Annotated in this window: 8 protein-coding genes; 2 read left to right on the forward strand and 6 right to left on the reverse strand. The window is 75.1% G+C overall.

Going from position 1 to position 11,917, the window contains the following annotated elements; translation table 11 throughout:
* Positions 1–47 precede the first annotated feature (47 nt).
* The 6 genes from ACFU7Y_RS28465 to ACFU7Y_RS28490 form a co-directional block, all read right to left on the reverse strand.
* Entirely contained in the window at positions 48–1,664 is a 1,617-nt protein-coding gene (locus ACFU7Y_RS28465; RefSeq protein ID WP_224278996.1) for an ABC transporter ATP-binding protein, read from the reverse strand.
* Entirely contained in the window at positions 1,661–2,542 is an 882-nt protein-coding gene (locus tag ACFU7Y_RS28470) for an ABC transporter permease (protein ID WP_380770087.1), read from the reverse strand. Before ACFU7Y_RS28470 ends, ACFU7Y_RS28465 begins: the two co-directional genes overlap by 4 nt.
* A complete protein-coding gene (locus tag ACFU7Y_RS28475) occupies positions 2,539–3,498 on the reverse strand; it encodes an ABC transporter permease (protein WP_380770088.1) in 960 nt (319 codons plus the stop codon). Before ACFU7Y_RS28475 ends, ACFU7Y_RS28470 begins: the two co-directional genes overlap by 4 nt.
* A complete protein-coding gene (locus ACFU7Y_RS28480) occupies positions 3,495–5,180 on the reverse strand; it encodes an ABC transporter substrate-binding protein (RefSeq protein ID WP_380770089.1) in 1,686 nt (561 codons plus the stop codon). The genes ACFU7Y_RS28475 and ACFU7Y_RS28480 overlap by 4 nt, the downstream gene beginning before the upstream one ends.
* A 480-nt stretch (positions 5,181–5,660) precedes the next feature.
* Positions 5,661–6,464 carry an IclR family transcriptional regulator gene (locus ACFU7Y_RS28485; RefSeq protein ID WP_224285414.1) on the reverse strand — a complete coding sequence of 268 codons (804 nt, stop codon included), beginning with the start codon at positions 6,462–6,464 and terminating at the stop codon, positions 5,661–5,663.
* Positions 6,465–6,599: 135 nt separating this feature from the next.
* Complete coding sequence (locus tag ACFU7Y_RS28490) at positions 6,600–7,889, reverse strand: M14 family zinc carboxypeptidase (RefSeq protein WP_380770090.1); 1,290 nt, start codon at positions 7,887–7,889, stop codon at positions 6,600–6,602.
* Positions 7,890–8,453: 564 nt separating this feature from the next.
* Between ACFU7Y_RS28490 and ACFU7Y_RS28495 the strand changes: the two genes are divergently transcribed.
* Together ACFU7Y_RS28495 and ACFU7Y_RS28500 are read left to right on the forward strand one after the other, a co-directional pair.
* On the forward strand, positions 8,454–10,382 hold the full coding sequence (locus ACFU7Y_RS28495; protein WP_224284821.1) for a TIGR03960 family B12-binding radical SAM protein: 1,929 nt from the start codon (positions 8,454–8,456) through the stop codon (positions 10,380–10,382).
* Between the two features lie 288 nt (positions 10,383–10,670).
* A complete protein-coding gene (locus ACFU7Y_RS28500; protein ID WP_380770091.1) occupies positions 10,671–11,471 on the forward strand; it encodes a TIGR03936 family radical SAM-associated protein in 801 nt (266 codons plus the stop codon).
* Positions 11,472–11,917 lie beyond the last annotated feature (446 nt).

The following is an 11,917-nucleotide window of genomic DNA, read 5'->3' on the forward strand; positions in this document are numbered from 1 at the left end:
GCCCCGACGGGACGTTCCCGCCGGGGCACCGCCGCGTACCGGGCCCGTCAGGCCGCCGAGATCCGCGCGGGCAGCCGGGGCACCGCCGCGAGCAGCTGCCGGGTGTACGGGTGCTCGGGCGACCGGAACACCCGCTCGGCCGGGCCGTACTCGACCGCCCGGCCGTCCTTCATCACCAGCACCCGGTCGCTCACCTGCCGCACCACCGCGAGGTCGTGCGAGATGAACAGCATCGCCAGGCCCAGCTCGGCCCGCAGCCGGGCCAGCAGCTCCAACACCTGCGCCTGCACCGAGACGTCCAGCGCCGACACCGGCTCGTCGCAGACCAGCAGCCGCGGCCCGGTGGCCAGCGCCCGGGCGATCGCCACCCGCTGGCGCTGCCCGCCGGACAGCCCGCGCGGCCGCCGCTCCAGGTGCTGCTCGCCGAGGCCCACCTGAGTGAGCAGCTCGACCGCCCGCTCCCGCCGCTCCGAGCCGCGGGCCACCCCGGCGACCGCCAGCGCCTCGGCCAGGATCCGCCGGACCGTGAAGCGCGGATCGAAGGAGGCCAGCGGGTCCTGGTGGACCAGCTGCACCGCGGGCCGGGCCGGACGACGCTCGCGCTCGGGCAGCGCGCTCCACGGCCGGCCGTCCAGCAGCACCTCCCCGGCGTCCGGGGCCAGCATGCCCGTCACCAGCTGGGCGGTGGTGCTCTTGCCGGAGCCGGACTCGCCGACGATGCCGAGGGTCTCGCCGGGGGCGAGCCCGAACGAGACGTCGGCGACGGCCTCCCGCAGGCCGCCGTCCGGGGTGCGGTAGCGCTTCACCAGGCCCCGGGCGGTGAGGAGCCGGCCCTTCTCCTCGTCGTCCTCGTCGACCGCCGCGGGGGAGGGGGCCGGGCGGCTCGGATCGGGGGCGGCGGCCAGCAGCATCCGGGTGTACGGGTGCTCGGGCGCGCCCAGCACCCGCTCGGCCGGGCCGCTCTCCACGATCCGGCCGTCCTTCATCACCGCGATCCGGTCCGCCAGCCGGGCCACCACCGCCAGGTCGTGGCTGATCAGCAGCAGGGCCGTCCCCTCGGCCTTCAACTCGCCCAGCAGATCCAGCACCTGGGCCTGCACGGTGACGTCCAGCGCGGTGGTCGGCTCGTCCGCGACCAGCACCCGCGGTCCGGCCGCCAGCGCGGAGGCGATCAGCGCCCGCTGGCGCAGCCCGCCGGAGAGCTGGTGCGGGTACTGCCGGGCCCGCTCGGCCGGCTCCGGCACCCCGACGTCGCGCAGCAACTCCTCGACCCGGGCCGGAACTTCGGCCTTCGGCAGAACCCGGTGGGCGAGCAGCGGCTCACCCACCTCGGCGCCCACCCGGCGCAGCGGGTCCAGCGCGGACAGTGCGTCCTGGAGCACCAGCCCGACCGTCCGGCCGCGCACCCGGCGCCACTCCCGCTCGGAGAAGGCGGCGGCGTCCCGGCCCTCGACCAGGAACCGCTCGGCCCGTACGGCGGCTCCGGGCGCGGTCAGCCCGACCAGCGTCCGGGCCGTGACGCTCTTGCCCGAGCCGGACTCGCCGACCAGTGCCAGGCACTCGCCCGCCGACAGCGACAGCGACACCCCGGCCACCGCCGTGGTCCGCCGTCTGCCGTGGCCGAACTCGACGTTCAGGCCCTCCAGTTCGATGAGCGGGCTCATGGTGTCCGTCCTTCCAGGTGGCGGTGCAACTGTCGGCCGAGCACGGTGATCGCGACCACCACCGCGGTGATGGCGGCCCCCGGGAACACCGCGATCCACCAGGCGGTGGACAGGAAGTCGCGGCCCTGGGAGAGCATCGCCCCCCACTCCGGGGCGGGCGCCTTGGGCCCGAGGCCGAGGAAGCTGAGCGCCGAGCCCGAGACCACGGCGGTGCCGACGGCCAGCGTGGCGGGCACCGTCAGCGGCCCCAGCGTGTTCGGCAGCACGTGCCGCAGCACCACGGCCGTCCGCGGCACCCCGAGCGCCGTCGCGGCGCGCACGTACTCCGAGCCGCGCACCACCATCGCCTGCCCGCGCACCAGCCGGGCGAAGCCGGGGGTGGCCGCGATCGCGATGGCCAGCAGCGCATTGCCGGTGCCCGGGCCCACCACCGCGATCACCAGCAGCGCGAGCAGCAGTTCGGGCAGCGCCAGCAGGACGTCCACCGCGCGCATCGCCACCTGGTCGCCGACCCGGCCGGACAGCGCGGCCGGCAGGCCGACCAGCAGGCCCGCCAGGACCGACAGGGCGGTCGCGCCGAGCCCGATCAGCAGCGAGTACCGGGCGCCGTGCACCACCCGGGCGTACACGTCCCGGCCCAACTGGTCGGTGCCCAGCCAGTGTTCGGACCCGGGCGGGGTGAGCGCGGCGACCGGGTCGGCCGCCGTCGGGTCGGCGTGCGCGAGCAGCCCGGGCCAGGCGCAGGCGAGTACCGCCGCCGCCAGGACCAGCGCGGCGAGCAGCGCCCCGGGCCGCACCCGGGCGGCCCGCCCACCACCCGAACGCACCGCCCGGGCGGCCGGCCCGGGAACGGGTGCCCGCACCGCGGAGCCGGTCATGCCGCCACCTCCCGCAGCCGGCCGGCGCCGCGCAGCCGGGGGTCGATCAGCAGGTAGAGCGCGTCCACCACGGTGTTCACCACCAGGTAGACCGCGGCGGACAGCAGGATCAGCCCGATCACCACCGGCAGGTCGTGCCCGGTGACCGCGTCCAGCGCCACCCGGCCGAGCCCCGGGCGGGCGAACACCGTCTCCACCAGGACCGTCCCGCCCAGCAGCCCGCCCACCAGCCAGCCGCCCAGCGTGACCGCCGGCACCAGCGCGTGCCGCAGCGCGTGCCGGCCGCGCAGCGCCAGCGGACCGATCCCGCGCGAGCGCGCGGTCAGCGCGAACGGCTCGTGCAGCGCCGACTCCAGGCCCTCGCGCAGCACCTGCGAGAGCAACGAGCCGAACGGCACCGCCAGGGTCACCGCCGGCAGCACCAGCGACTCCCAGCCCTGCGCCCCGGCGACCGGGAACAGCCGCAGGTGGAACGAGAACAGCGTGAGCAGCAGGACGCCCAGCCAGAACGGAGGGGTGGAGATCGCCAGCAGCTCCGCCCCGGACGCCGCGCCGCGCACCGCCCGCCGCCGCCCGGCCGTGGTCACCGCGGACACCAGGGCGAACAGCAGGATCAGCCCGAAGGCCGTCAGCGCGAGCGCCGCGGTCGGCCCCAGCTGCTCGCCGATGATCCTGCTCACCGGCTGCTGCTGCTGGTACGAGCGGCCGAGGTCGCCGCCCAGCAGCCGGCCGAGGTAGGTCAGGTACTGCGCGAACAGCGGACGGTCCAGCCCGAACTCCCGGGTGATCTCGGCCCGGACGGCCGCCGAGCCGGTGGTCACCGAGCCGCCGAGCAGGGTCGACACCGGGTCGCCGGGCACCAGGTGCAGCGCCAGGAACCCCAGGGTGGCCGCGCCCCAGAGCACCAGGACCGCGCCGCCCAGCCGGTGCAGCACCGCGCGGGCCACGCGCGTCACCTGGTCTTCCAGACGCCGGCGAACTGCGGCCAGGCGTTCGCGTCGAACGCCAGGCCCCGGACGAGCTGCGAGTGCCCGATCAGGTTGGTGGTCACGTACAGCGGCAGCACCGTGCCGTGCTCCACCGCCCACCGCTCGGCCTTGGTGTAGCTCGCCTTGCGGGTCGCCGGATCGGTGGTCGCCGCGCCCGCCGTCAGCCAGCCGTCGAGCTCCGGGTCCTTGCTGAGCGACACGTTCTGGCCGCCCGTCGCCGGGGTGTTGGCGCTGAGGTAGAAGCCCGCCAGGATCGCCGGGTCGGCCCGTACCCAGGAGTTGTCCCACAGGTCGTAGTCGCCGCTCGCGTAGATCTTGAAGTAGGTGCCGTTGTCGATCGGGTCGCGCACCAGCTCGATCCCGGCCTTCTTCAGATCGGCCTGGATGCCCGCCGCCAGGGTGTCGCGCTGGTCGCGCACCAGCGAGGCGACGTAAGGCCAGTGCAGGGTCAGCCGCCTGCCGTCCTTCACCCGGTAGCCGTCCGCGTCCTTGGCGCTCCAGCCGGCCTCGTCGAGCAGCCGGCCGGCCGCCGCGGCGTCGTGCGGCAGGGCGTCCTTCAGCCCGGCCTCGTACGCTGCCGGGGTCGTCGGGCTGAGCGGGCTCCAGGCGCGCTCGTACTCGCCGAAGTAGATGCTCTTGACCAGCGCTTCCACGTCCACCGACCGCTGGACGGCCCGGCGCACCCGCTCGTCCTGCAACGGCCCCCGCGTGGTGTTCAGGAACAGCGAGTAGACGACGCCGGGGTTCTGCGTGCGGGTCACCTCGATGCCGGCTGCCGCCCGCACCGTGCGCACCGCGGTGACCGGCAGCGTGGCCGCGTCCACCTGCCGGCTGGTCAGCGCACCGGAGCGGACCGAGTCCTCGGGCAGGAAGCGGATCGTCAGCCCGTCCAGGTACGGCGCGCCCTGGTTCGCGGCGCCCTCCGGGGCCCACGCGTAGGCGTCGTTGCGCTTGAACTCGACGTGGTCGTTCTTGACGTACTCGGTCTCCTTGAACGGCCCGGTGCCCACCGAGTCCGCACCGCCCGCGCACAGCCGGTCCGCCTTCTCCGCCAGCGACTTCGGCGAGGCGATGCCCAGGTACGGGGTGGCCGCCGCCTGCAGGAACGGCACGTACGGCTCGGCGAAGGACACCCGGACGGTGTGCGGATCGACCACCTCCGCGCCGGTGTACGGGCCGAGCAGGCTGGCCGCGTACAGCGACTTGGTCCTCGGGTCCTTGATGTGGTCGAGGTTGGCCTTCACCGCGGCCGCGTCGAACGCCGTGCCGTCGTGGAAGGTGACGCCCTCGCGCAGTCGGAAGGTGTACGTCCTGGCGTCCGGTGAGATCTGCCAGGACTTCGCCAGCCACGGGTGGAAGGCACCCTTGTCGTCCAGGTACACCAGCGAGTCGAAGACGTTGCGCTGGATCACCGCCGTCACGTCGCCGGGGCTGACGTGCGGGTCCAGGCAGGACGTGCCGACCGCCACGGCGTACTTCAGGGTGCCGCCGCGCACCGGAGCCCCTTCGGCGCCCGCGCCCGGCCCGGCCGGACCGGCCGAGGAGCAGCCCGCGAGCAGCACGGCCGCCAGGCCGGCGGCGGGCACGGCCGAGGGGACGGCGAACGGACGGGGGGTGCGCCGGGCGGCGGGCACGGGTCTGCTGGGCATGGGTGACTCCTTGGTGTTGCCGGTGGAGGGCGTACGGGACCGCCACCGGGCGCGGGCGCGCACGACGGGGCGGGGGAGAGGGGGAGGAACGGATCGGGCGGGGTGTCGCCCGGGTCAGGCCGTCGGCCGGCCCGGGAGCGGGCCGGGCGCCGGATCGGCCGCCGGACCTGGCTTCGGATCAGGTGCCGGATCCGTCGTCGGGCCCTGTGTCGGGCCTGTGTCGGGCCCTGATCCGGCCTCAGGCCCAGGTGTGGAACAGGGCGCCGGGCACGCCGGTGCCACGGGCGCGGTCGAGAGTGCGACATCGGCCGCGGCGGGCCGGACCGTCCGCCGACGGGGCGACGACCCGCACGGCCGGGATCCTGCCACCGCTGCTGTGCACTGCGGCCTCCGATGCCTGCGCGTCCGCCCGTTTCGCGCACCAGGGTGCCCGCTACCGGCAGTTCCCGGCCACCACGGCGTTCCATCCAGTGGAACGCGTCATCCGATGGGGCGCGCCCCCTGCGCCGCCACCGAGCGCGCGACCTCGTCCGCCATCAGCCGCCCCGCCTCGCGCAACCGCCCCTCGTACCGGGCCGGATCCACCGGCGAGGCCACCACCAGCCCCAGCGCGGCCAGCAGCGAACCGTCCGGATGGAACACCGGCACCGCCGCCGCCCCGTACGCCGGCTGCATCTCCCGCCGCGCGTACCCGACGCCCCCGCGCCGCACCGCCGCCAGCTCCCGGGCCAGCCGGCCCGGCGCCACCACCGTGTACCGGGTGTGCCGCGCGCCCGCCGCGGACAGACCCGCCGTCACCTCCCGGACCAGCGCCTGCGGCGCGTACGCCAGCAGCACCCGGCCCACCGCCGTGGCGTGCAGGTCCATCCGCCCGCCCACCCGCACCTGGAACGGCGAGGACTGCACCGCCGCACCCGGCAGCCGGTCCAGCAGCAGCGCCGAACGGCCGTCCAGCGCCGCCACCAGCGCGGTCTGCCCGGTCCGCTCGTGCAGCTCCTGCAGGGCCGGCTGCGCCAGCTCCCGGATCCGGCGCAGGCACGGCGCCAACGCCCCCAGCGCCCACAGCCGCCGCCCCAGCCGGTACCCGCCGTCCCGCTGCCGCTCCAGCGCACCCCAGGCGACGAGCTCCCGCACCATCCGCAGCGCCGTCGGCGCCGGCAGTCCGGCCTGCCGCGCGATCTCGGCCAGCCGCAGTGACTCCCGCTCCCCGTCGAACGCCTCCAGCACCGCGAACACCCGCCCGGCCACCGACCGCCCCCCGGCCTCCCCCGAATTCCCCGCCACCCGCCCCACCCTCCGCCGCCGCCCGCATCCCGTCCCCCGCCCCAACACCCGCACCGGGCAGCGCGATTCCACCGCTGAGCACACCCCGCGCACCCCGCGGGGCCGCGCGGCACCCACCTCCGCCGGCGGGTCGGGTCAGCGCAGGCAGTCGGCGGTGGTGAGGACGGCGCGGGTCTGGTGGGCGAGTTGCTCCTGGACGGGGACCCAGCGGGCGCCGAAGCGGTGGCGCAGCCGGTCCAGACAGTCGGTGACGACGGCGCGGGCGCGGTCGCGGGCGGCCTCCGCGGCGGGGCCGCGGACGTCGGCGAGCAGCCGCAGCAGGATCGACGCGACCCGCAGCGGCACCCGGGCCGCGACCAGCCCGGCGGTGGTCACCCGGGAGGCGGTGAGCGGCTCGGCGCCCCAGCGATCCAGCCACTCCTCGGCCACCCGCGGGGCGACCGCCAGGCTGGACTCGGCGGTGCGCAGCAGCGGGCCGTACGCCTCGTGCCGGTGCGCGGGGACGCCCGGGAGCAGGGCGGCGAGCTCCTCGGTGCGCGCGGTGAGGTCGCGGGCGGCCGCCGCGAGGGCCTGGGCGCCGGCCGGGTGGGGGCGGGCGTCGCCGACCGCGTCGACGGCCCACATCGGGACCTCCAGCACGGCGGTGACCGCGCCGTACCGGGCCGCGTACGACCAGGTGGACAGCTCCGGCTCGTCCGGCAGGGCCCGGGAGCCCCCGGCGCCCGGGGCCGGCATCAGGTAGGTGCCGGGGTCCGGGCTGGTCCAGCCGATCGCGTCGTAGGAGTCCACGTCGAGCGGGACGCCGGCCCGTTCCGCGGAGCGGGCGAAGCGCCCGGCCAGGCCCCGGACGGGGCGGGTCAGCTGGACGAACGCGCCGCCGAAGTCCACCCCGTGCAGCGAGCACTGGAGGAACGGACGCAGCTCGTCGATCAGGCCGGTCAGCGCCAGGCTCTCCGGCATCGGCGGCCGGCCGCAGCCGGGGGCGGGCAGCAGCTCGGGCTGCTCCTCGAAGGAGGGGCGGAAGAAGTGCTCGTAGTGGCGCCGCATGGTGAGCGGACCGTCCAGCCAGCCGGCGTTGAGCGCGGCGCCGTCCGGGTCGAGGCAGAGCAGCAGGTGCCAGGAGAGGCCGGGGCAGGCGGGGCGGTCCAGCAGCACCTCGGCGAGCCGCACGGTCCCGGCGGTGCCGATCGGCTCGTTGGGGTGCGGGCCGCCGACCACCAGCACCGCGCGCGGCCCGCGGTCCACGGAGAGCAGCATCAGCGGGCGTCCGGCCCGGGAGCGGCCCACCTCGCGCAGCCGGCAGCGGTCCGGGTGCCGCAGCGCGAGCCGCCGCGCGGCGGACTCGGCCTGGGCCGGCGTGGGGTAGCGGGCCGGCCGGGTGTCGAGGGTCCGGAGGGGGCGGATCCACCGACCGGTGTCGGTCATGGTTCTCCTTGCGCCGGTCGTACGGCCGCCGGGGCGCAGGCGTGCGGGTGCGCCGCCGGGCACGGCGTGCGGGGGACGAGGGCGGGGGCGAGGGCGGGCACCGCGGGCCGGGGACGGCGGCCGCGCGGGGACGGGACGGGGCCTGGAGGGGGCGGACGGGGCCGTGCTGGGGCGGTCCGTGGAGAGGGAGGGGCACGCCGGCCGGAAAACCGACGAGGGCCGAGCGTACGACTCAACTTCCTTGTCCGGAAGGGGTGCAGATGTCTTTGGCGGAGCCCTGTCAGTACCGCACGGGCCGTCCGGGCGTGTCAACGGCGGACAGCACCGGCCGGCGGGCGCGCACCGCGCGTGCCGGGGCGGGCACCAGCGGGCGCGGGCGGGCGCGGGCGGAGACCGGCGGACGGCGGCGGGTGCGGGCGGACACCGGCCGTCCGGGTCGCGCCGGAGCGCGGAGGGCCCGCGATCCGGGGCAGACGGCCCGTTCCCCGGATTGGGCTACCCTTGAGGGTCACCCCTCCCGTGCCGACTCGCGGCACCGAATCACGTCGTAAGGGTTCCTAGTACATGACTGTCGAATCGGTCTTCCCACGCCTGGAGGCCCTCCTCCCGCACGTCCAGAAGCCGATCCAGTACGTCGGCGGCGAGCTGAACTCGACCGTCAAGGACTGGGACGCCTGCGACGTCCGTTGGGCGCTGATGTACCCCGACGCCTACGAGGTCGGCCTGCCCAACCAGGGCGTCATGATCCTCTACGAGGTGCTGAACGAGCGCGAGGGTGTGCTCGCCGAGCGCACCTACAGCGTCTGGCCGGACCTTGAGGCGCTGATGCGCGAGCACGACGTCCCGCAGTTCACCGTGGACGCCCACCGCCCGGTGAAGGCCTTCGACGTGTTCGGCCTCTCGTTCTCCACCGAGCTCGGCTACACCAACATGCTGACCGCGCTCGACCTCGCCGGCATCCCGCTGGAGGCCAAGGACCGCACCGACGAGCACCCGATCGTCCTGGCCGGCGGCCACGCGGCCTTCAACCCGGAGCCGATCGCGGACTTCCTGGACGCGGCGGTGGTCGGCGACGGCGAGCAGGCCGTGCTCGACATCACCGACATCATCCGCGCCTGGAAGGCCGAGGGCCGCCCGGGCGGCCGGGACGAGCTGCTGCTGCGCCTGGCCCGCACCGGCGGGGTGTACGTCCCGAAGTTCTACGACGTGGAGTACCTGGCCGACGGCCGGATCGGCCGCGTGGTGCCGAACGCCCCGGGCGTGCCGTGGCGGGTGTCCAAGCACACCGTGATGGACCTGGACGAGTGGCCGTACCCGAAGCAGCCGCTGGTCCCGCTCGCGGAGACGGTGCACGAGCGGATGTCCGTGGAGATCTTCCGCGGCTGCACCCGCGGCTGCCGCTTCTGCCAGGCCGGCATGATCACGCGCCCCGTGCGGGAGCGAAGCATCACCGGCATCGGCGAGATGGTGGAGCGCGGGCTGAAGGCGACCGGCTTCGAGGAGGTCGGCCTGCTGTCGCTGTCCAGCGCCGACCACACCGAGATCGGCGAGATCGCCAAGGGCCTGGCGGACCGGTACACCGAGGACAAGATCGGCCTGTCGCTGCCGTCCACCCGCGTCGACGCCTTCAACATCGACCTCGCCAACGAGCTGTCCCGCAACGGGCGCCGCTCGGGCCTCACCTTCGCCCCCGAGGGCGGCAGCGAGCGCATGCGCAAGGTGATCAACAAGATGGTGTCGGAGGAGGACCTGATCCGCACCGTCGCCACCGCGTACGGCAACGGCTGGCGCCAGGTGAAGCTGTACTTCATGTGCGGCCTGCCCACCGAGACCGACGAGGACGTGCTCCAGATCGGCGAGATGGCGAAGAACGTCATCCAGAAGGGCCGCGAGGTCACCGGCCAGAACGACATCCGCTGCACCGTCTCCATCGGCGGGTTCGTGCCCAAGCCGCACACCCCGTTCCAGTGGGCCCCGCAGCTGTCCGCCGAGGCCACCGACGCCCGCCTCGCCAAGCTGCGCGACTCGATCCGCGGCGACCGCAAGTACGGCAAGAACATCGGCTACCGCTACCACGACGGCAAGCCGGGCATCGTCGAGGGCCTGCTCTCCCGCGGCGACCGCCGGGTCGGTGCGATCATCCGCGAGGTCTACGAGGACGGCGGCCGCTTCGACGGCTGGCGCGAGTACTTCTCGTACGACCGATGGATGGCCTGCGCCGACAAGGCCCTGGCCGGCACCGGCGTCGACGTCGACTGGTACACCACCCGCGAGCGCTCCTACGAGGAGGTGCTGCCCTGGGACCACCTGGACAGCGGCCTCGACAAGGACTGGCTCTGGGAGGACTGGCAGGACGCCCTGGAGGAGGTCGAGGTCGACGACTGCCGCTGGACCCCGTGCTTCGACTGCGGCGTGTGCCCGCAGATGGACACCCACATCCAGATCGGCCCCACCGGCAAGAAGATGCTCCCCCTGACGGTCGTCAACAAGTAGCCCCTGAGCGCCATCGAGGATTCCCCCGCCGGACTGATCCGGCGGGGGAATCCTTCTCTCTGACCGGGCGGCCGCCGCCCCGGCCCCCGCATGTGACGAAGACCTCAATGTCGACTGAGGACCGGCTCTGACCAGGGGCGGAGCGAGGGGGGTGGCGGGGCGCGTACCCTTTGAGGTGACAGAGTCCGGACAGTGACGGGAAGACGCCACGCCGGACGGGGACAACTGACTAAGGACTGAGCGACCCTGGCACGCCGTACGCCCGACGGTCCGCCGCCCGCGCCGACGGTGCAGCGGATTCGTCTCCGCTACACCAAGCGCGGCCGGCTCCGCTTCACCAGCCACCGCGACTTCCAGCGCGCCTTCGAGCGCGCCCTGCGCCGGTCCGCCGTTCCGATGGCCTACTCGGCCGGCTTCACCCCGCACCCGAAGGTTTCCTACGCCAACGCGGCCCCGACCGGGGTGGCGAGCGAGGCGGAGTACCTGGAGATCGGCCTGGCCGCTGTCCGCGACCCCGAGCAGCTGCGGGCGCAGCTGGACGAGTCGCTGCCGACGGGCCTGGACGTGATCGACGCGGTCGAGGTGCGGACGCCGAACTTCGTGGAGCGCCTGGAGGCCTCCGAGTGGCTGGTCCGGCTGGACGGCGTCGAGCCGGACACGGCCGCCGACGCGGTCGCACGTTTCCTCGCCGCCGAGCGGGTCGAGGTCGAGCGCCGCACCAAGAACGGCCTGCGGGTCTTTGACGCGCGGGGCGCGGTGGCGGCGCTGGAAGCCGTCCCGGTCCAGGTCGAGGCCGGTGCGGACAGCGAGGCCGGAACCGACCGCGATGTTCGGACCGGCCGTGCCTGTGCGATACTGCGCCTGGTAGTACGACACGCCACACCCGCCGTACGACCCGACGACGTATTGTCCGGTCTCCGTGCGACGGCCGACCTGGCGCCGCCGGTCCCCGCAGAGGTGACCAGGCTGGCGCAGGGGCCGCTCGACGAGGAGACCGGCACGGTGACCGACCCGCTGGCGCTCGACCGCGCCGCGGCCCCGGTCGGCTCGGAGCCGACCGCAGGCCCGCACGCTACCGCGCCCGCCTAGCGGGGGGAGGCCGGGCCCAGTGCCTCACTGGGCCCGACGGTCCTCCAGGGTTCCCGCGGCTCCCCAGGGGAGCGAGCGTCGTCGCAGCGCAGGCCTGCCACCCGGGGCCTGCCGACCAGGAAGGTCGGCCGGTCCGGGACCCCGTCCGGGAGCCACCCGGGGTTGGGGGACGGCGCAGCTTGGGAAAACCTCAGAAGACTGGTCAGACCAGAAGACTTTCGACACCCCGCCGAGCGCGGGGCGCCGAGCGAGACTACGAGCCCCTGTGCGGCCTCGCGTCCGCGCGGCGGCACCGTCAAAGGGTCCGGTCCGGGCATCGTCGCGATGCCGGCCACCCAGCGGTGCCGCGCCGTGCCCGGATGCGGAGCCCGGGGGCCTGACGGGAGATCCACCCGCATGCTCGATAACACCGATCCGCAGCAGGCTGCGGCCACGGAACAGAACCC

Source organism: Kitasatospora sp. NPDC057542 (assembly GCF_042801945.1).
Taxonomy (GTDB): Bacteria; Actinomycetota; Actinomycetes; order Streptomycetales; family Streptomycetaceae; genus Kitasatospora.